Source organism: Marinobacter sp. GH_1, assembly GCF_048595985.1.
Lineage (GTDB): Bacteria > Pseudomonadota > Gammaproteobacteria > Pseudomonadales > Oleiphilaceae > Marinobacter > Marinobacter shengliensis.
Map to the genome: position 1 here is coordinate 950,456 of NZ_CP184460.1, position 19,482 is coordinate 969,937.

Here is a 19,482-nt window from a genome sequence, read left to right on the forward strand (position 1 = left end):
ACAATTTGCCAAGCCTGTCAAGGTCTGCACCGATTACATCTCCTAAAGTAGCGGCACTAATAAAGATAAATGGTTGCCGCGATGAAACGCCTGATCACCCTTACTGTTCCTTTGCTGTCTCTTGTTATCGCCGGTTGCGGTGAAGAATCCGATCGCTTGCCGGTTGACGGGCGAGATTTCGATGGGGTTGATTACAGCGAGCCTGGGCCATATCAGGGGCGCGTGATTGACGGTTACCTCAACAATGCTCGAGTCTGGCTGGATATTGATGGTGATGGCCAATTCACCCCGGGCCCGCTGGAAGTGGAGTTGGCCAACGGCGCAGTGGTGACTCTCGACGAAGGCGAGCCCACGGCCATGAGTGGAGCGGGTGGCAGGTTCTCTATCGATATTTCGGCACTCAGCGTGGACCCATCCGTTGGGCCTAATCTGGACCCCAGGCATTACCCGCTGTACGCCCTGGCCATTCCCGGAAAAACTCTGGAGGAAACCTCCCGCGGCGACGTAGTTGTTGAGCAGGCTTACCTGATGTCGGCCAGCCCCAGCATCCGTAACGTGACACCTCTGAGCACCCTGGCCCGGTTCCGCGCCGACGCCGCCCGCCGCAACAGCCTGAGCCCGGTCAATGAAAGCCAGTTGGCGGACCTGGATGGTCTGAATCTCTGGCAGGACTATATCGTTGCCGGTGATCATCGCGCCCACGCTTACGCCAGAGCGTTGGCTCGCTTCATGGCCAGCCAGATTCCGGATAGCTACAATGAAGTGCTCTCTCGCCCCGGCAGTGACGGTACCGAGCGGCAACTGAGTAAGGATGCCGTTTTCCTGTTGGGGTATTCCCTGGTGCAGAATGCAGGCGATGTCATCGCCATCGTTGATGCGGCTGCGGCAGGCAATTACGAGAACCTGGACACCGATTCACTGGCATTGCCTAACGTGCCAGTGGAGTTGGCCAATCCAGTGCTCTTGACCCGCCTGCAGGTATCGGCGGATTCCAGGCGGGGGCAGGATCTGCCCACGGGTACCTCCGATCTCGATGTCTCCGCGGAACTGTTTTTTGATTACACCGAAGACGGCCGGCTGCTCTCTGTGTCCAGTCGTGGCTGCCTGGTGCCTTCCATGCCTGAGTTCGCCCGCCTGATTCAGGTGAATGGTTATATGGCGCAGTTGAAAACCCAGTGGCTGCCGTCAGCCTCTCTCTCCCGCCAAAGTCGGCAGCGCTATGAGGAAGAGGGCGAGGCCATCCACGAGCGAATTGTCTTCGATTGGGACAATCAGCAAGCGTACTTCGATACCGTAACCAGCTGCCACAAGCAAACCCTGGCGGTTTCTCCGGAAAGCTCAGAGCTGGACGGAACGCCGGAACTGTCCTGGAGCTGGAGCCAGGATGATGCCGGGGTGGAGTTGATTGAGCGCCTTGGCAGTGCGGGAGGTGAGCGGCGAACCTTCACGACACTGGCGGCCAACTCGCCATCGGAAGAGCTGGAAGCCGATGCGCCGGATTGGGTGACCGGTTACCGGGTACTGGCGGAGGAAGCGACGGAAGCAGAACTCAGTTTCACCACGCCCGATGACGCCTGCGAACCTGAAGGTACCGACCGAACACCGGTTGATGAGGCGGCACCCTATGTCACCCGACTATTCCCGTTTGATTACGCCGGCAATACAGAGGCCGCTAACAACTTCGGGCCCCGCGCCTATGAGTACGACGCCCGTGACGTGGACGGACTGGCCATAGAGCGATTGCTGAAACTGCCGTTCCTGGACACGGCAACGGCTAATCTCGATGGGGTCAGCCCCGGTGATGGCGCCTTCCAGTGGTCGCTCTATTACCCCCGGCTGGATGCCGACAGCCTGAACCCCGACCTGCCAAACCTGATCCAGACGGCGTACCTGCTGGATGTGACAACCGTGGCCGGTTGTGGTGCCCGGTTCCAGGATGCACCCAGAAATGCTTATGCCAGGGTGGATTATCAGTATCAGACCCTGTCGGATTACCTGGTGGGTTTGCTGGCGGAGTGATTTGAGCGTTGGTTGCACGGGCAACTTCGCTCTTGGCTCTACAGAAAGCATTACTCCTTGTTTGTGCCTGCTTCTTGACGTGCCTGGAACGCGTCACTGAATGCAGCGGCCAGTATTCCGGTCGGCATGGCAACAATGCCAATGCCTGAAATGGCCGTCAGGCTGGCGAAGAACTTACCTGCAGCAGTGATTGGCGTGACGTCTCCATACCCTACGGTTGTCAGTGTGGCTACGCTCCACCATAGAGCCCTGGGTATGCTTCCAAATTCTTCTGGCTGTAATTCAGCCTCGAACAGATAAAGAAAGGCGCTGGATACTAGTAAAAGAATAAACGCGATAGTTGCGCTCATGAGCAGCTCAAACTTGCGTCTGGCTGTAGCTTCCCAGAGCAGATCCCAGGCTTGAGTGAAGCGTCCGAGCCTGGATACCCGAAGTATTCTGAATATGCGGGTCAGCCTGATGTAGAAAGCCAGAGAATTGGAGACGAAAGGTGCCATGAATGATAGAAGTGCCAGTAAATCGAAAACGGCCCATCCGGATTTCATGTAGCGGAGTCGTCCAAATCTGCCAGAGTACTTTGGATTTTCCGGAGCGACATACACCCGAAGACCATACTCAATGACAAACAAGGCGAACAAAATCCGCTCTGATACCAGAAAAAGATACGGGTAGGCTTCTCTGATGGGGCGTTCGGTCTCAATGACCGCCAGGAAAACCGAGACAATAATTAGAATGCATATCGCAAAGTTGAAGGGGGAAAGCCCTTTACGATTCCACGCAGTGGCATCTACATACCTGTAGAGAAGTTGGTGCATTGTATTTTCCGGAAGTGCCTTTTGCTTTCCTGCTGAAGGTCTTGGGCAAAGGGAGTGGCTTGATGCTCTTTTTAAGTGGAGATTACCGGAGCAGCTTCTATGGGGCAAATAGCCTGAGCTGGGAGTGAGTCGATAAGAGTTGGCGGGGCTTAGTGCTGATTGAAATATGCTTTGGCTTAGTCGAGATATTCAGGAGGGCCAATAGGGCGGCATTTCAGAAACGGAAAAACCACCGATAACCTGAAGGTCGGTGTGATCGCTTGATTCTTGGGAGTTCGTTCTTGCCATTCCTGATGAAGGAATGGTGCCGAGGAGAGGACTTGAACCTCCACGGGGTTGCCCCCACTAGCACCTGAAGCTAGCGTGTCTACCAATTTCACCACCTCGGCAGGTGATTTGCAAAATCGCTGTTAGTTTGTTGAAAACCTAGCGTTTTGCCAGTGTTGAGGCGTTGCCCCTCAACCGATGGCGCGTACTTTAATAATTCCCCCGAACGCTGTCAAATATTTTTTCAAAAATCTTTTTGCCGTATTTATGCCTATAAATCAGCCCGCGGTTAGGCAGGTACCGCCTACCGACGTTATACTGCTGGAATAATGAATTCCGCCGCAGTGTTTGCGGCCTGATAACAAGGATCCGAATGGTTTCCAGGAAGAAAGAAGGACGGGATCCTCACGCTGAACGTGAGGCCCAGAAGTATGAAAACCCCATCCAGAGCCGGGAGTTTATTCTCAAGCACCTGAAAGAGCGCGGTGCGCCGGCCACTCATGAAACGTTGTGCCAGGAACTGGGGCAAACGTCCGAGGAAGGTATCGAGGCGTTGCGGCGACGGCTGATTGCCATGTGCCGTGATGGCCAGTTGATCTGTAACCGCCGGGATGCGTTCCTGCCCATTGAAGAGGCGGATCTGGTCACGGGTAAGGTGACTGGGCACAAAGATGGCTTCGGGTTCCTGATTCCCGATGACGGCGGCTCAGACCTGTTCCTCACCGCGCGCCAGATGCGCCAGGTGTTTCATGGTGACCGGGTGGCTGCCCGGGTGGACCGCGTGGATGATCGTGGTCGCCGTGAAGGGGTAATTGTCGAGGTTCTGGAGCATCGCACCAGTCAGACGGTTGGTCGCTTCTTCAAGGAGAGTGGCATTGCATTTGTGGTGCCCGAGAATGCCCGCATCAATCACGAGATTCTGGTGCCGGATGAGCACGCCGGTAAGGCTGTGCACGGCCAGTACGTGGTGGTGGAAATTCTGCGCCAGCCCACCGTGCGCACCCAGCCAACAGGGCGTATTGTTGAAGTTCTCGGGGAGCATATGGCTCCGGGGATGGAAATCGACGTAGCAATCCGCTCTTACGAGATTCCACACAGCTGGCCAACCGCCGTGGGCGAGCAGGCGGCGGGCATTCCCGAAGAGGTTGCCGAGAAAGACAAGGCGAACCGGGTGGATATCCGCAACATGCGGCTGGTCACCATTGATGATGAAACCGCCCGTGATTTTGATGACGCCATCTACTGTGAGCCCCGGCCCCGTGGCGGTTACCGGCTGGTCGTGGCCATTGCGGATGTGTCGCACTATGTACGCCCTGGCTCGCCGCTGGATGAGGAGGCGATTCGTCGGGGTAACTCGGTGTACTTCCCGGACCACGTGGTGCCCATGCTGCCGGAGAAGCTCTCCAATGGCTTGTGTTCACTGAACCCGGGTGTCGATCGGTTGTGTATGGTGGCGGATATGACCATCAGCGCAGCCGGTAATATCAGTGGCTACACCTTCTACCAGGCGGTGATGCGCAGCCATGCCCGGCTGACCTATAACAAGGTCAGTGCCATGCTGGAGCACCCGGACTCGGAGCAGGGGTACAAGCTGTCGGCCCATTACGCCGATTTGCTGCCGCATCTGCATAACCTCTATGAGCTTTATAAGCTGCTACGCCGTGCCCGGACTGAGCGTGGAGCGATTGATTTCGAGACCACCGAGACCAAAATCGTTTTTGATGCCGAGCGCAAGATTGAGGAAATCGTGCCGGTGCACCGCAACGATGCCCACAAGATCGTAGAAGAGTGCATGCTCTGCGCCAACGTGGCCACGGCCCGGCTGTTGAAAAAGCATCAGGTGCCGGCGCTTTACCGGGTGCACGATGGGCCCTCTGAGGAGCGTCTGAATAACCTGCGCTTGTTCCTGGGTGAGCTCGGTTTGCAGTTAGGGGGCGGTGACAAGCCAACCTCCGGGGATTACCAGCAGCTGTTGGCCCAGGTTGCCGACCGTCCGGATGCCAATGTGATCCAGATGGTGATGCTGCGTTCCCTCAGTCAGGCGGTATACAGCCCGGAAGAAGCTGGCCATTTTGGTCTGGGCTTTCCCAGCTATACCCACTTTACCTCGCCCATTCGCCGGTATCCGGACCTGATCGTTCATCGGGCCATCAAGTCCCGGATTCACAATCCGGAAGTTCAGAAAGACGTGGTGTCGCCGAAAAGCCACGATCCGGAGCTGGCGGTGTATCCCTACGACTATGCCCGTATGGAGCAGCTGGGTGAGCATTGCTCGATGACCGAGCGCCGTGCCGACGATGCCACCCGTGACGTGATGGCCTGGCTCAAGTGCGAGTTCCTGCGGGATCACGTGGGCGAGGAGCACGATGGTGTGATTGCGGCCGTCACACCCTTCGGTTTCTTCGTCGAACTGTCGGATATCTATATTGAGGGGCTGGTGCACGTGTCCACCCTCAGTGGCGATTACTTTCACCACGATTCCGCCAAGCACCGCCTGATCGGTGAGCGCACCGCGGTGAGCTTCCGGTTAGGGGATGAGGTTCGCGTCAGGGTTGTTCGGGTAGGGCTGGAAGATCGCAAGATCGATCTGGAACTGGTCAGTACGCCCAGAAAGCGGACAGCAGATCGTGACGCCCTGGACATGTCCAAACGCGAGACCCGCGGTAAAGGTGATCGTGCCGGTAAGGGCGGAAAGGGTGGAAAGCGCGGTAAATCTGCCAAGCCTGAGAGTGCCAAGGAGAAGCTGGCAGCCGAGGCGGCCAGGGCGGCGTCCCGAAAAGTTGGCAGGGGTAAGCCCTCTGCCGGCGGTAAAGCCCGTAAGCCCCGAAAGTAAACCGTTGCACAGGAAATAAGCGTCAGTGTCACAGGAATATGTATTTGGCTGGCATGCCGTCGATGCCGTTCTCAAGCGGGAACCGGAGCGCCTGCAGCAAGTCTGGATTCAGACCGGGCGGCAGGATAAGCGGGTTAAATCGGTTACCGACACCCTGGATAGCCTGGGTGTGCGTTGGAAAGTGGTGCATCGTCGTGAGCTGGATGAGCGGGTCGCCGGTGTTCACCAGGGTATTGTTGCCGCCGTGGCGGAAAGCCGTGAGTGGACCGAAGCGGACTTGCTGGCCCAGCTGGCCGCCAGTGGCAAACCACCATTCCTGCTGGTGCTGGACGGGGTGACCGACCCGCACAACCTCGGTGCCTGTATGCGTACGGCAGATGCCGTGGGAGTGCAGGCGGTGATTGTGCCCAAGGACAAATCCGCTTCGCTGACCCCGGTGGCCCGAAAGGTTGCCTGTGGTGCAGCGGAGACCGTGCCGTTTGTTCGGGTGACCAACCTGGCTCGCTTCCTGCGCGAGCTCAAGGAACTCGGCGTTTGGCTGATTGGTACGGCCGGAGAGGCGAGTGCAAACCTGTATCAGGCAGACTTCAAGGGGCCGGTGGCCCTGGTGATGGGCGCCGAGGGTAAGGGTATGCGCCGTTTAACCCGGGAACACTGCGACCAGTTGATCAACATTCCCATGCTGGGGCATGTCGATAGCCTGAACGTGTCGGTGGCGACCGGAGTTTGCCTGTATGAAGCCCTGCGCCAGCGGCTCGGTTAAGTCTTGCACAACACCGCCCATACGCCTAGAATACGTGACCCCTTTTCCAAGGGGTGGTTTTGTATTGCCTGAATGCAGGCAGGCAGAACCTGGCTTTTGATCGGGTCTTTATATTTAAGGCCTTGTTGATAAAAGCAAAAAGAAGCCGGCAGCTTTGCTGTCACCTCCTTGCTTTCATGCTCGGGAACGGGGCTTAACCGCGCCCGCCGCAGAAGAAAGCTGTTTAAACCGTAGGGAGAACTCATGCGTCACTACGAAATCGTTTTTATGGTACATCCGGATCAGAGCGAGCAGGTGCCCGCAATGATCGAGCGTTATACCAGCGTCATCACTGAAGATGGCGGCAAGGTACATCGCCTGGAAGATTGGGGCCGTCGTCACCTGGCTTACCCGATCAACAAGATCCACAAGGCTCACTACGTGCTGATGAACGCTGAGTGTTCACAAGCCGCTATGGACGAGCTGACTCATAACTTCCGGTTCAACGATGCCATCATCCGTGACCTGATTCTGCGTCGCGATGAGGCTGTTACCGACATGTCTCCGATGAAAGCTGCCGAGTCCCGTGAGGACCGTCGTTCCGGCGGAGACGATCGTCCGCGTCGTTCAGCTGACTCTGAAGATCGTCAGAGCGCATCCCAGGACGAAGAAGAGTAATCAACCGGAGTTAGGAGTTACGTTATGGCTCGTTTTTTCAGACGTCGTAAGTTCTGCCGCTTCACGGCAGAAGGTGTGAAAGAGATCGATTACAAAGATCTGGACACCCTGAAAGGCTACATCACTGAAACCGGCAAAATCGTGCCCAGCCGTATCACCGGCACCAAAGCACGTTATCAGCGTCAGCTGGCTACCGCTATCAAGCGTGCCCGCTACCTGGCACTGCTGCCGTATACGGACAGCCACGACCACTAAGCACAGATAGACAGGACCCGGGACCATGCGTGCACTGGCACAATATGTAATGCGCGGTCCCCTGCAGGCTGGCGGGGTTGCAGCAGTTACCACTGCAGTGCCCCTGTTGTTCTGGATTGGCGCAGCGGTTATTGGCCTGGTCATTCTCAGACTGGGCATCCGGCAGGGGTTGAATATCGGCCTCTGGGCATTAATGCCGGCGTTGGGCTGGGCCGTTTACGGCCAGGATCCAACGTCACTGGTGGTACTGCTGCAGGTGATGCTGATGGCATCCATCCTGCGAACAACCCTGGCCTGGGAGAAAGCACTGTTGTCGGGTGCTTTTCTGGCGATATTGAGCGGGTTGATGTTGCCCGTCATGTATCCGGCACTGCTGAACGATCTGGTTCAGACCGGTGTCAGCTTTTACGAGCAGTACAACGCCGAAGTGGCCCGGTCATTGGGCAGCGATCTTGAGCTGATCATCCGGGACACCATGAACGCCAGTATGGCGGGCACTTACTTCGCGACAGCGGTTGGTATGACCATGCTGGCGAGGGCTTGGCAGGCGGGGCTCTATAACCCCGGCGGATTCCGCAAGGAATTCCATGCCCTGAGGTTGTCGCCGGCCATTGCGGTGGTTTGTGCACTCACCATGGTGATTGGCCCGGTGTTGGGGCTCAATTCCATGCTGTTGGCCTGGGCAGCGGGTACGCCGCTGTTCATCGCTGCGCTGGGGTTGGTTCACGGTGTTGTTGGTCGTAAGCAGTTGAGCGGTAACTGGCTGGCCATGTTTTATCTGGCGCTGGTATTGCTGGGTCCGAGTCTGATGTTGCTGTTATTGGTTCTGGCTTTTGTGGATAGCTGGCTGGATATCCGGGGGCGTATACAACCCGCCGGGCCAGCTGAATAAAGCACGAAGAGGTTAACGAGATGGAAGTTATTCTGCTCGAGAAAGTAGCAAACCTTGGCTCCCTGGGTGACAAGGTAAAGGTTAAGGCCGGTTACGGTCGTAATTTCCTGCTGCCGTACGGCAAAGCTGTTCCTGCCACGGCCGCAAACGTACAGGCGTTCGAAGAGCGTCGCGCTGAGCTGGAAAAAGCGGCTGCTGAGAAGCTGGCTGCTGCCCAGGCCCGTGCCGAAGCTCTGGAAGGTGCATCCTTCACCATTACCTCCAAGGCTGGTGATGAAGGCAAGCTGTTTGGTTCTATCGGTGTTCGTGACATCGCAGACGTGGTTTCTGCCGGTGGCACGGAAGTCGAGAAGAGCGAAGTTCGTCTGCCGGAAGGTCCTATCCGGACCACTGGCGAGTTCGAGATCGAACTGCAGCTGCACTCAGACGTAGAAGTAACCATCAAGCTGGCGGTTGTTGCCGAGTAATCGGTCATCGTTGATTGATGTAAGCATGGAGTGTTGAAGCCAACGGCTTGAGCATTCTGAGACGGGCCCGAGCCGGAAACGGTTTCGGGCCCGTTGCTTTCTGGTATTCTTGTTTCCTGTTATTCAATTCAACGTTGTCTGGTGTTTATGGCCAATCCCACTTTGAAACCTGCATCCATTGATCCGGAAACCAGCCGTATCAAGGTTCCGCCCCATTCTGTTGAAGCGGAGCAGGCGGTGCTCGGTGGTTTGATGCTGGATAACCGGCGTTTTGATGAAGTCTCCGAGATCATTTCTGCTGCTGACTTTTACCGCCAGGACCACCGGTTGATTTTTGGTGCCGTGGAGCGCCTCGCCAGTGAAAGTGAACCCCTGGATGTGGTTACCCTGGCCGAGTTTCTGGAGCGTGCCGGTGACATTGAAGATGCCGGTGGCTTGTCGTATCTGGCCGAGCTGGCAGAGAAAACGCCGGGTGCGGCGAACATCCGTGCCTATGCCGAGATTGTCCGTGAGCGTTCGGTGCTTCGAAAACTGGTGGAGGTCTCTGGCCAGATTTCCGACTCTGCGTTCAATCCCCAGGGGCGAAAGAGTAGCGAGATTCTGGACGAGGCCGAGCGCAGCGTATTCCAGATCGCCGAATCCCGGTCGAAGGAAGGCTCTGGCCCCAAGGCAATCAATCCCATTCTGGCGACAACGCTGAGCCGTATTGAAGAGCTGTTTGAATCCGGTGAACAGACCACGGGTTTGACTACGGGCTTCCGGGATCTGGATGACCAGACCTCCGGTATGCAGCCAGCGGACCTGATCATCGTTGCAGGCCGGCCCTCCATGGGTAAGACCACCTTCGCCATGAACATTGTCGAGAACGCTCTGATCAGTACCGGCACGCCGATACTGGTGTTCAGTATGGAAATGCCGGCAGACGCTCTGGCCATGCGTATGCTGTCTTCCCTGGGGCGGATAGACCAGACCAAAGTCCGGAGCGGTAAGCTGGAGGAAGATGACTGGCCTCGGCTGACCTCTGCGGTGAGCCTGCTCAAGGACAAACCCCTCTATATTGACGATACGCCGGGCCTGAGCCCGACGGAGATGCGGTCACGGGCACGGCGGATTGCCAGGGAAAATGGCGGCAAAATCGGCCTGATCATGGTCGACTACCTGCAGTTGATGCGGGTGCCTGGCAATACCGAGGGCAGGACGGCAGAGATTTCGGAAATATCGCGATCCCTGAAGGGTATCGCCAAGGAGCTGAGCTGCCCGGTGGTGGCGCTGTCACAGCTTAACCGTAGCCTGGAGCAGCGGCCCAACAAGCGGCCGGTGAACTCGGATCTGCGGGAATCCGGTGCGATCGAGCAGGATGCCGACGTTATCATGTTCGTATACCGGGATGAGGTCTACAACGAAGACACCCAGGATAAGGGCATCGCGGAAATTATTATTGGTAAGCAGCGGAATGGTCCTATCGGCACCATTCGCCTGGCGTTCATCGGTAAATACACCAAGTTTGAAGATCTGGCCCACGGCGATTACAGCGATTACGGTGGTGATTATTAATGCCACGCAGTACCGTTGCCCGCGTTGACCTGGATGCTCTAAGGCATAATTATCGGTTGGCTCAGGCCAGGGCCGGTGGCGCGCGTGCCATGGCAGTGGTCAAGGCGGATGGTTATGGCCACGGGATTGTTAACGTTGCCCGGGCCCTGGCCGGCGAGGTCGAAAAATTTGCCGTAGCCTGTATTGAGGAAGCGCTGGCAATCCGGAGCGTCGGCCTCGGGCAGCCCGTCGTGTTGCTACAGGGCGTGCATACCCCTGACGACTTGCGTGATTGCGTACAGCATGGTTTTGAGCCCGTGATGCATTGCCACGGGCAACTTGACTGGCTGGCTGCGGGCCCAAACCCCCGATTCTGGCTGAAAGTGAACTCTGGCATGAACCGTTTGGGGTTTCGCCCGGAAGAACTGGATTCCGTGGTTGCCGCCTTGAGGCCGTCAGCGACAACGGGGCCATTGCTGGGGTTTGTTACCCATTTCGCCTGTGCTGATGACCTCACCAGCGGTATGACCGATCATCAAACCCGTTTGTTTGAGAACGCCACGGCTGCCTGGCCAGCGTTAATGCGCAGTGTCGGCAATTCTGCGGCCCATTTTCGGCCGGGCCAGCCGCTCTATGATTGGAGTCGGCCCGGTATCATGCTGTACGGGGCCTCGCCCATGATCGGCAAGACCGGCCCGGATTTGGGACTGCGGCCAGTGATGACTCTTGAGGCGCCATTGATCAGCACGCGGGTTGTTCGCGCTGGAGAATCCGTGGGTTACGGTGCAAGTTGGGTGGCTCAGGAGGATACCCGAATGGGTATGGTGGCCATCGGGTATGGTGATGGTTATCCTCGCCATGCCGGTACCGGAACGCCGGCAGCCATTCGTGGCAAGCGCGTTCGCCTGTTGGGCCGGGTATCCATGGATATGCTGGCAGTCGACCTGACAGGTGCACCAGAGGCCCGTGAAGGCGATCCGGTGGAGCTGTGGGGTACGACGGTCAGCGTCGACGAAGTCGCAAGCTGTGCCGGTACCATAGGCTACGAGCTGCTGACCGGCGTTACCGCAAGGGTGCCCAGGGTCTGCGAGTAAAAGGCAGGCCCTCAGGGCTCTTGGGCGAGTTCAGTGGGCTTCAGGTTCGTGAATGATTTCTTCGATAAAATCGAGAATTGCCGCCAGGCTCCGGTCATCGAGCTTTTTCAGCACCTTGTGAACAACCATCTTGCTGCCTTTAAGCATGCTGCTGATGCCCATTTTGGCCATGCCCATCATCATGCTGCTGGCATTCAGGCGCCGCAGGGGCTCCAGGAAGAAGAAATCCAGGCCCTGTTCAGTCAGCTCGACAATCAGGTTGTACAGCTTTTCGATGGCTTCCTTATCGGCTTTACCGCGCCCCTTGAGCTCGCTTACGGTATACAGGGCCCGGGTGCGCAGTTCGTCCGGGATGGGGGCCACGATATGGCTTTGTTGTTTCAGCATAGAGGTTCCTGTTGTTGTATGCTCGTCAGTGAGAATGGTTTTACACCGGCGCTTGAAGTTGCATGATAGTGCAGCAAATGGATTGCCCGGGCCATTGGCCTGAGTGATTGCCAGCGCCCGTCATATCAGTGATATTCCGGAGGCAGTGATTCAACGTGCATGTACTTGTGGTTCACGACTATGGCCCTCTTGGCAGGGTGTTGCTGGAGCGGCTGCGAAGAACCCATCTTCAGGTCAGCCCTTTGCTGGTCAGCGACCCGGCCAATGCCGACTTGCACGCTCTGGAAAACTGGATTCCTGAAGACACTGACCTGATTGTGAATGCCCTGTGGCTGGTAGACCCCGAAAAGGCCGAGGATAATCGCGAGGCAACGCACCAGGCGGCGTTTTCCCTGCCCCTGGCGCTGGCGGAGTTTGCCCGTGACCGGAACATGGCCCTTTTACAGCTGTCGTCTTGCTATGTCTTTGATGGCCGCAAGCAGGCGGCTTACATTGCCTCCAATCCCGGGCAACCAGTCAATGAACTGGGCCGCTGGCAGTGGGAGTGTGAACAGGCGCTTCGCACCGTATTGCCCAGGCATATTCTGCTCAGAACCGGCTGGAGCCTCGCCCGGTTTATCGAGAAGGTTCAGAAAAGCACCGCTGGTAATGAAGGGCTGCATTTGCCCGGGCGTTGCAAAGGCCAGCCGGTGGCCGTGCAGGATCTGGCACGGGTGATTACCGCGGTGGTTCTGCAGGTAGATTGTGGCGCTGAGGTATGGGGCACCTATCAGTACGCCGGGGCTGAAGAAATCAACCTCTATGAGCTGGGGCTGGCGATTGCCGGGATGCCCGGTATTCCCGAAGACATAAGGATAGTAGATGAAGTGCCCGGGTGGGGGCACCTGGAGCCGGTGAACACCACGATGGTGTGCAGCAAGATTCGCAACACCTTCGGCATTAAACAGTTGCCGTGGCGAACCTGGTTGTCAGAGGAGGTGGCGATGCTGAAAACCTCGCCGGAGGCAGAAGCAGACAAGGCGCCGGCGAGCTCCTGAAGCTGCCGGCGCTGTTGGTCCCCGGGCTTACTGCTGGCAGCCCTGGCGAGCGAAATCCCGGGTGACCATCTGCAGGGCTTCAACATCAAGAAGTTCTACTTCCCGGCCTCTGGCCCGGATGATGCCCTGATTCTGGAAGCGGGTGAACACCCGGCTCACGGTTTCCACGGCCAGCCCCAGGAAATTGGCGATATCGTTTCTCGCCATGGGCAAGCTGAAGTTGGTGGGCGACATTCTGCGACGGCGGAACCGGCTGGATAGAGACAGCAAAAGGGCAGCGATGCGCTCTTCGGCGGTATTCTTGCTCAGCAGCATGGCCAGTTGATGGCTATTCTGGATTTCCTGGCTCATCAGGTGGTACATGTGGTGCTGCAGTTCCGGCAACTTGCCGGTGAGTTCCTCCAGTTTGTCTACCGGGAACTCACACACGCTGGTGCGTTCCAGGGCTTTCGCGGTGCAGGCGTAGTGTTCGCTGCTCATACTGTCGAGCCCCACCAGTTCGCCGGGCATGAAGAAGCCCGTCACTTGCTCGTCGCCACCTTCGGTAATGATGGATGTTTTGATGGAACCGCTCTTGACCGCAAAGCACGAGCGGAACGGCGTGCTCTGATCAAAGATGTGCTCGCCGCGATTGAAAATCCGTCCCTGCTGGACAATGTCTTCCAATCGCTCCAGATCGTTTTCTTCCACTGCCAGGGGAAGACACAGGTTGCTCAGGCTGCACTGCTGGCAGGAGGCCTTGAGGGGAGACACTTGGTGAAGTCGAATTGCCTGGGCCATATTGACGAACCATCCGGGTTGATCCATATCAGGCTGCCGTCATGCGCAGCCGTCCTCATTCCTGGTTGGCAAGGATTGCCCCTGCTCAGGAAGCAAGACCATGGCCAATCCGGATACGCTCAAAGTTTAGCGGACCGCCATGGGTGATAATGCTGAAACATCTGGATTCTCACACATTGATCAAAATCAAGTATAGCAAAAGAGTCTAGTCTTATGCGTGGATTTTAAGAAGGCTTTAGTCTAACCGGTCCGGTGTTCAATCGGTGGGTATTCCTTCAGGACGACCTATTTTTGCGTTGCTCGGTTCGGGCCTGCTTCTCGGCGTTCCTGGCCTCTTCATCGGCCCGAGCCTGCTGAAGTTCTCTCTCTACCATCTCAGGTGTTTCCAGGGAAATCCGGCCGATGGTTCCGGCCCTGAATTCATTGAGCAGGATCTCGGACACTTTGTGGAGGTCTGGCACACCGCCCCGGCGGAAGAACTTTCGTTTCGCGGCAATGGCATCCATCAGGGCCAGGCCATCGGCCGGCTTTTGTTCCAGACCGTAGCGGGCCATCACCAGTTCCGGGTAGGACTTGACCAGGTAGTCCGCTTCAAACATCGCCACATCTTCGAAGTCCAGCACAGCGCTGCGAATGGCGCCGGAAATGGCCAGCCGGTAACCGCACTGTTCCGGGGACAGTTTGGGCCATAGGAAGCCGGGCGTGTCATAGAGCAGTATGTTGTCTGGCAATTTGATGGCTTGCTGGGCCCGGGTAACCGCCGGCTCGTTGCCGGTCTTGGCGGCGGGCCGGCCGGCAAGGGTGTTGATCAGGGTGGACTTGCCAACGTTCGGAATGCCCAGGATCATCACCCGAAGCGCGCTTTTCTGCCGATCATGGCCGGGGGTAAGTTCCTCGGCCAGCTTGAGGATACCCAACGCTTCCTTACGTTCGTTATGGGTCAGGGTGATGGCACGAACGCCCCGTTCCTGCTCCAGCCACTGAAGCCATTGATCGGTGATCGCCGGATCAGCCAGATCACGCTTGTTCAGGATTTTGATCAGCGGGGTGTCACCACGAAGCGAGGGCACCAGCGGGTTCTCACTGCTGAAAGGAATGCGCGCGTCGACTACCTCGATGATCAGATCCATCTGAGGCATGACTTTTTTGATCTCCTTTCGGGCCTTGTGCATGTGCCCGGGAAACCAGTTAATCGCCATGGTGTGTGCTCCGCTCGCTGTTTAAAGGCGCCATTATGCAGGGGAATGACCAAATTTTCATAGTCGCTGCGACCCCCGTGTGCCGGGAGCCGACGGAGTTTTTTTCGGAAGTGTGTACAAAAAGAAGGGTGATCGGGGTGAAAAGTGGGGCCGGAATGTTTTAGTGTGTACAGCCTTGAACAGTGAAAGCAACGAAATCCGGTGGTTAGAGCGTGGCCACCGGCCATTTGGAGACATTTATGAAGATTGCAAAAATTATCGGTTCTGCCCTGGTGGCCGTCAGTCTGTCAATGCCTGCCTTTGCCCAGCAAGCCGCCCCTGGCCAGCCTGACCAGGTAGACCAGTTGGCCGAGATGGTGGGTTTGTCTGATGACCAGCAAACTGAGATTCGCGGCATCATCGACGAAATGCAGGGCGATATAGGTGCGCTGCGTCAGAATGCCCAGTCACTGCAGCAGGCACTGCAGGCTGAAATCAAGGCGGACTACAGCGAATCCGCCATTCGGGATAACGCCGAGAAGCTGGGTGATGTAACGGGCGAGATCGCGGCGCTGTCTGCACTGATGCAGGCCCGCGTAGATGCGGTATTCACTGAAGAACAGCGTGATGAGCTGGATCGTCGCATGCGTGAAATGCAGCAGCAGATGCAGCAGCAACAGCAGATGATGCAGCCTGGCCAGTAAAACCGGCTGAATCAGACCCCGCCCGAGCGATGCTCCGGCGGGGTTTTTTATTATGGGGCAGGGAAAGGCTTGAACAGGATGATCAGCCTTGGCAGCAGGGTCAGGGCGCCGACCAGGGCCATGAACATGGCAAAGCCGGTGAACAGGCCGAAGTAGATGGTGGGGATGAAGTTGGACAGCACCAGAATCGAGAACCCGGAGATGATGGTCAACGAGGTGAAGAACATGGCCTGGCCGATGCTGCGGTGACATCGGTGCATGGTGGCCAGGTAATCACCGTCTTTGGCTAACTCGGTCTTGAACCGGTGGATGTAATGGATGGTGTCATCCACCGCAATGCCCACGGTAATGGCAGCCACGGTGATGGTCATCATATCCAGAGGAATCCCCAGCCAGCCCATCAACCCAAGCACCGAGCCAGCCGCTATCAGGTTCGGGGCCATGCCGATCAGCGCCAGTTTGAGTGACCGGAACAGGATCAAAAACATCACCATAATGGCTGCGAAAACCACCCCGATGGTTTTGATCTGGGAGTCGAACAGGCTTTGCAGCATGTTGTTGTACATGACGGTCATACCCGAGAGCTGGACTCGTTCCGGGGCGTAGCCAAGTTCCGTTGTCAGGTGGTTGTGTATGCGGTCCAGGAGGTCCTGCCGGCGCAAATCCGGCATGGTTTCCAGAATCCGGATGCTGAACCGGGCCTGGCTTTGTTCTTCCGATATGTAGGGTGTCAGAAGAATGTCCTGTAAATCGTCGGGTACCGCGGCGGGCACAAATGCCAGCTCAACGGCGTTCAGCGGCGTACCGCCGTTGATCTGGGCGAGCAGGTCCAGGGTGGTGCTGATCGACAGCACCTTGCCGGTCTCTGGCAGGCTGTTCAGGTAGTCGTGCACGTCACCAAGCTGGCGCATTTTCTGGTAGGTATACCAGGTGTCCCGGTAGTCTTCTTCGTCACAGTCTTCCACAAACGGGTCGCAATCGCTGGCGAAGGGGTCGTCGCTGTAGTTCTCAGGTGGCGGCTCATCGGTAATCACCACGTCCAGCGGGGTGGTGCCGCCAAGCCGGTCGTCTATGGTGATCATGCCCTGGTGGATTTCGGTGGAGGATTTGAAGTAATCAATAAAGCTGTTCTCAACGGTCAGCCGGTTCAGGCCAATCACGCACAGCACGGCAATCACCCCGGAGCCCACTAGCACGGTGCCGCCAAACCGCTCTGTAAAGCGGGCAAAGGCATCGGTGAACGGAATCCTGTCCGAGGTTACCCGGCTGTCCAAAGGGGGCGGCAGCAGGCTGAGCAGGGCAGGGAACACCAGGAAGGTGATGATGAAGGCTACGGATAGCCCCAGGGTCATCATCCAGCCGAAATCGATCACTGGTCGAATGCCGCTGAAGGTCAGGGAGCCGAAGGCGACAATGGTGGTGATGGCCATATAGAAGCAGGGTTTGATCATGGCCATGACGGTGCGGCGCAGGACATCCCGGGGCGCAGCACCTGGCTCGTCGTGCTGGAACTCCCGGTAGCGCACAATCAGGTGAATGGTGAGCGACAGAGTCATGATCAGCAGCAGGGAGATAAAGTTGGATGAGATGACGGTAACGGGCCATTGCGCCCAGCCAAGGAAGCCAATCATCAGCCACACGGTAAAGCCACAGCACAACAGGGGCACCAGAACCCAGCGCCACTGCCGGAAGATAATCGCCAGAGTCAGCAGCAGGAACGCCAGTACACCCAGGCCAAAGGTAGACAGGTCGTTCTGAATGAAGCGAATCATATCGGCCACAATCATCGGTACGCCACCCAGGTGAATGCTGGCGTGCTCCCGGTGGTTATCGAGGATCACCCGGACCTTCTTGATGGTGGCATCCCTCTCCTTGCCCAGGAATTCGGTGTAACGAATGAATTCCTGGCTGACCTGTTCCAGTTGCCGTTGGTCATCGGCGCTGGCGTTGCCGGAGTTCACCCTGTCCCGCAGGTTGTCACGCTGGTTCAGCAACTCGAAATAGCGCTCGGGTGTGGGCAGGTTAACCTGAATGGCCGTGGTGCCGGCATCTTCGCTGAGCAACAGGTTCGGGTACATGGGGTTGTCCAGCAACGCCTGGCGCGCGGTATCCGGGGCAACCTCGTGTTCGTCCAGGGTCTTGATTTCAGTGTCGACGGTATCCAGCGTCAGGTCCGGACTGTGCAGCAGCGGTACGTTCAGGATGCTGTTGGTCGAGCTGACGGCTTCCAGTGCCTGCAGCTCGTCCCGAAGGGCTTTGAGGCGGCCCAGGCCTTCTGCTGTAAACAGTGGCTCGTGGGGCGTATAGGTCACCACCAGGAAGTCGTCCGAGGTAGTGAAGGTGCGGTTTACCTGCCGGTACTCTTCCAGTGAGCGATCATTCTCAAGCACCAGCGATTCGGCGGAGGCGTCGAGCCGGAACTGGTCAAAGCGCAAGGCTGCCAGGGCCAGGATGGCTCCGAACAGGACCAGGACAATCCAGGGGTGGGGAAGGATAAAGCGATCGTAAAAGGCACCGATGCGGTTCATGTATCAGGACTCTGCAGCGAAAAACGACTGCAGAGTGTGCCACAAACCTCAGTGAACTTTGACCTTTGATGCCGCGTCTTCGAGCGATTCGATCAGGTGTTTCAGTCGACGGGTCATCTCGGCGCTGTCGGAAAGCTGGGTGACCATGCTCTGGGTGGTGTCCCGGATACCCTGGACATTGGCCAGCACGTCATCGGTACCGGCCGTCTGTTCGGCGGACATATCCGCGATTTCCTGGTTGGTCCGGTCAATGCGGGTAACCACTTCATTGATGGCTTCCAGTGCCTGGCGCCCCAGTTCCGACTCCTCCACGCAGCGGGCAGCGCTCTCTGAACTGCCGGTCATCTGCTGTACCGAGGTGTTCATGGCGGCCAACAGCTTGTCCAGTCTGGTCTGGATCTGGTCGGTGGAGTCCTGCACCCGTTGGGCCAGCTTGCGCACTTCGTCCGCGACCACAGCAAAGCCCCGGCCCTGCTCTCCGGCCCGGGCGGCTTCAATGGCAGCATTCAGTGCCAGTAGGTTGGTCTGCTCGGCAATACCCTTGATTTCGGTGATGGTCTGGCCAATGGCCTGGCTGTTCTCGGCCAGGGATTCGACGCTGCTGGCGGAGTTGCGGATAACCTGTTCCAGCTGGCGAATGCTGTCGGCGCTCCTGCCCACGCGTTCCTGGCCGGCAAGGGCGGTGTCGCGGGCTTCGTGGGACAGGGTTTTGGCAATGCCAGACTGCTCGGCAATGCCGACGAAACTCTGCAGCATGGTTTCGATCACTTCGGCAGAGCGATCAGCGCCAGCTTGTTGGCGGGCCAGATCATCTCGCCGGGATTCGGCCGCGAGCGTCAGTTCCTGAACCTCCCGGTTCAGCCGTTCGATAGCCTCCTTCATGCTGCGAACAACCTCGACGGTACGATCCTGCATGGCATTGAAAGCGGTAGCCATCTCGCCGATCTCATCGGTGGAATCCACCGGGGCCCGCTCGCTGAGATTGCCGCTGGCCTGAACCGATACCATGGTGTCTTTGAGGCGGTGTATGTGCCGCTCTATAAAGGAAATCAGTAATTGGGAGCCGGCCATCTCAAGTGCCATAAGCGCGGCAACCACCAGGGCAAACCCCGGTGCGGTGTCGGCAAACACCTGTGAGAAGGTCGCACCTGACTGGTCAGCGATCAGCTGCATGGCGTAAAGCACCAGCAGGCAGAGCACAGCAAACACTACAATATTCAGCAACCAGAACTTGTACTTCAGCCGGGCATTGCGCAGCAGTGTCAGCATGGGC

17 protein-coding genes and 1 tRNA gene are annotated in these 19,482 nt (G+C 57.5%); 11 read left to right on the forward strand and 7 right to left on the reverse strand.

The features are described from left to right. Positions 1-81 precede the first annotated feature (81 nt). Positions 82-2,019: a hypothetical protein gene (locus ACNSOI_RS04410; RefSeq protein WP_420195203.1), complete on the forward strand. Its 1,938-nt coding sequence runs from the start codon at positions 82-84 to the stop codon at positions 2,017-2,019. 50 nt (positions 2,020-2,069) lie between these two features. Here the strand turns inward: ACNSOI_RS04410 and ACNSOI_RS04415 are convergent, their stop codons facing one another. Together ACNSOI_RS04415 and ACNSOI_RS04420 are read right to left on the reverse strand one after the other, a co-directional pair. Continuing rightward, the gene (locus ACNSOI_RS04415; protein WP_420195204.1) at positions 2,070-2,834 is read right to left on the reverse strand and encodes an ion transporter; all 765 of its coding nucleotides are present in this window, start codon (positions 2,832-2,834) and stop codon (positions 2,070-2,072) included. A gap of 302 nt (positions 2,835-3,136) precedes the next feature. After that, positions 3,137-3,223: transfer RNA gene (locus ACNSOI_RS04420), tRNA-Leu, on the reverse strand. Positions 3,224-3,474: 251 nt separating this feature from the next. Here ACNSOI_RS04420 and rnr point away from each other — a divergent pair. The 8 genes from rnr to alr all read left to right on the forward strand — a co-directional run bounded on the left by rnr (position 3,475) and on the right by alr (position 11,595). Continuing rightward, positions 3,475-5,934, forward strand: a complete 2,460-nt coding sequence (rnr, locus tag ACNSOI_RS04425; protein ID WP_420195205.1) for a ribonuclease R — start codon at positions 3,475-3,477, stop codon at positions 5,932-5,934. Positions 5,935-5,959: 25 nt separating this feature from the next. Further along, complete coding sequence (rlmB, locus tag ACNSOI_RS04430; RefSeq protein ID WP_058092239.1) at positions 5,960-6,697, forward strand: 23S rRNA (guanosine(2251)-2'-O)-methyltransferase RlmB; 738 nt, start codon at positions 5,960-5,962, stop codon at positions 6,695-6,697. Between the two features lie 243 nt (positions 6,698-6,940). Then, entirely contained in the window at positions 6,941-7,354 is a 414-nt protein-coding gene (gene rpsF / locus ACNSOI_RS04435; RefSeq protein ID WP_061333280.1) for a 30S ribosomal protein S6, read from the forward strand. Positions 7,355-7,378: 24 nt separating this feature from the next. Continuing rightward, positions 7,379-7,609 carry a 30S ribosomal protein S18 gene (gene rpsR, locus ACNSOI_RS04440; RefSeq protein ID WP_008937282.1) on the forward strand — a complete coding sequence of 77 codons (231 nt, stop codon included), beginning with the start codon at positions 7,379-7,381 and terminating at the stop codon, positions 7,607-7,609. Between the two features lie 25 nt (positions 7,610-7,634). Beyond that, positions 7,635-8,501 (forward strand): hypothetical protein, encoded by an 867-nt coding sequence (locus tag ACNSOI_RS04445; protein WP_058092237.1) that lies wholly within the window; start codon positions 7,635-7,637, stop codon positions 8,499-8,501. Between the two features lie 20 nt (positions 8,502-8,521). Continuing rightward, positions 8,522-8,968: a 50S ribosomal protein L9 gene (rplI, locus tag ACNSOI_RS04450; protein ID WP_058092236.1), complete on the forward strand. Its 447-nt coding sequence runs from the start codon at positions 8,522-8,524 to the stop codon at positions 8,966-8,968. Positions 8,969-9,115: 147 nt separating this feature from the next. Next, positions 9,116-10,522 carry a replicative DNA helicase gene (dnaB, locus tag ACNSOI_RS04455; RefSeq protein WP_058092235.1) on the forward strand — a complete coding sequence of 469 codons (1,407 nt, stop codon included), beginning with the start codon at positions 9,116-9,118 and terminating at the stop codon, positions 10,520-10,522. Next, the gene (gene alr / locus ACNSOI_RS04460) at positions 10,522-11,595 is read left to right on the forward strand and encodes an alanine racemase (RefSeq protein WP_420195206.1); all 1,074 of its coding nucleotides are present in this window, start codon (positions 10,522-10,524) and stop codon (positions 11,593-11,595) included. The genes dnaB and alr overlap by 1 nt, the downstream gene beginning before the upstream one ends. Before the next feature lie 30 nt (positions 11,596-11,625). Here alr and ACNSOI_RS04465 read toward each other — a convergent pair whose 3' ends face one another. Continuing rightward, on the reverse strand, positions 11,626-11,982 hold the full coding sequence (locus ACNSOI_RS04465) for a hypothetical protein (protein ID WP_058092233.1): 357 nt from the start codon (positions 11,980-11,982) through the stop codon (positions 11,626-11,628). Between the two features lie 155 nt (positions 11,983-12,137). On the opposite strand from ACNSOI_RS04465, the gene ACNSOI_RS04470 reads away from it, so the two are divergent. Beyond that, entirely contained in the window at positions 12,138-13,019 is an 882-nt protein-coding gene (locus ACNSOI_RS04470) for an SDR family oxidoreductase (RefSeq protein ID WP_286254055.1), read from the forward strand. A gap of 27 nt (positions 13,020-13,046) precedes the next feature. Here ACNSOI_RS04470 and fnr read toward each other — a convergent pair whose 3' ends face one another. Beyond that, positions 13,047-13,799 (reverse strand): fumarate/nitrate reduction transcriptional regulator Fnr, encoded by a 753-nt coding sequence (gene fnr / locus ACNSOI_RS04475; RefSeq protein WP_061333312.1) that lies wholly within the window; start codon positions 13,797-13,799, stop codon positions 13,047-13,049. Between the two features lie 275 nt (positions 13,800-14,074). Further along, positions 14,075-14,998: a ribosome biogenesis GTPase YlqF gene (ylqF, locus tag ACNSOI_RS04480; protein ID WP_286254057.1), complete on the reverse strand. Its 924-nt coding sequence runs from the start codon at positions 14,996-14,998 to the stop codon at positions 14,075-14,077. A 239-nt stretch (positions 14,999-15,237) separates the two neighbouring features. On the opposite strand from ylqF, the gene ACNSOI_RS04485 reads away from it, so the two are divergent. Further along, a complete protein-coding gene (locus ACNSOI_RS04485) occupies positions 15,238-15,681 on the forward strand; it encodes a Spy/CpxP family protein refolding chaperone (RefSeq protein ID WP_420195207.1) in 444 nt (147 codons plus the stop codon). Between the two features lie 50 nt (positions 15,682-15,731). On the opposite strand, the gene ACNSOI_RS04490 is transcribed toward ACNSOI_RS04485, so the two are convergent. After that, a complete protein-coding gene (locus ACNSOI_RS04490) occupies positions 15,732-18,209 on the reverse strand; it encodes an efflux RND transporter permease subunit (protein WP_420195208.1) in 2,478 nt (825 codons plus the stop codon). Positions 18,210-18,257: 48 nt separating this feature from the next. After that, a complete protein-coding gene (locus tag ACNSOI_RS04495) occupies positions 18,258-19,478 on the reverse strand; it encodes a methyl-accepting chemotaxis protein (protein ID WP_420195209.1) in 1,221 nt (406 codons plus the stop codon). Between the last annotated feature and the right edge of the window lie 4 nt (positions 19,479-19,482).

Bases quoted from the DNA above. Each gene is read 5' to 3' on its own strand.
- ACNSOI_RS04410 (WP_420195203.1), top strand. From the start codon at position 82: ATGAAACGCCTGATCACCCTTACTGTTCCTTTGCTGTCTCTTGTTATC.
- ACNSOI_RS04415 (WP_420195204.1), bottom strand. From the start codon at position 2,834: ATGCACCAACTTCTCTACAGGTATGTAGATGCCACTGCGTGGAATCGT.
- rnr (WP_420195205.1), top strand. From the start codon at position 3,475: ATGGTTTCCAGGAAGAAAGAAGGACGGGATCCTCACGCTGAACGTGAG.
- rpsF (WP_061333280.1), top strand. From the start codon at position 6,941: ATGCGTCACTACGAAATCGTTTTTATGGTACATCCGGATCAGAGCGAG.
- rpsR (WP_008937282.1), top strand. From the start codon at position 7,379: ATGGCTCGTTTTTTCAGACGTCGTAAGTTCTGCCGCTTCACGGCAGAA.
- ACNSOI_RS04445 (WP_058092237.1), top strand. From the start codon at position 7,635: ATGCGTGCACTGGCACAATATGTAATGCGCGGTCCCCTGCAGGCTGGC.
- rplI (WP_058092236.1), top strand. From the start codon at position 8,522: ATGGAAGTTATTCTGCTCGAGAAAGTAGCAAACCTTGGCTCCCTGGGT.
- dnaB (WP_058092235.1), top strand. From the start codon at position 9,116: ATGGCCAATCCCACTTTGAAACCTGCATCCATTGATCCGGAAACCAGC.
- alr (WP_420195206.1), top strand. From the start codon at position 10,522: ATGCCACGCAGTACCGTTGCCCGCGTTGACCTGGATGCTCTAAGGCAT.
- ACNSOI_RS04465 (WP_058092233.1), bottom strand. From the start codon at position 11,982: ATGCTGAAACAACAAAGCCATATCGTGGCCCCCATCCCGGACGAACTG.
- fnr (WP_061333312.1), bottom strand. From the start codon at position 13,799: ATGGCCCAGGCAATTCGACTTCACCAAGTGTCTCCCCTCAAGGCCTCC.
- ylqF (WP_286254057.1), bottom strand. From the start codon at position 14,998: ATGGCGATTAACTGGTTTCCCGGGCACATGCACAAGGCCCGAAAGGAG.
- ACNSOI_RS04485 (WP_420195207.1), top strand. From the start codon at position 15,238: ATGAAGATTGCAAAAATTATCGGTTCTGCCCTGGTGGCCGTCAGTCTG.
- ACNSOI_RS04490 (WP_420195208.1), bottom strand. From the start codon at position 18,209: ATGAACCGCATCGGTGCCTTTTACGATCGCTTTATCCTTCCCCACCCC.
- ACNSOI_RS04495 (WP_420195209.1), bottom strand. From the start codon at position 19,478: ATGCTGACACTGCTGCGCAATGCCCGGCTGAAGTACAAGTTCTGGTTG.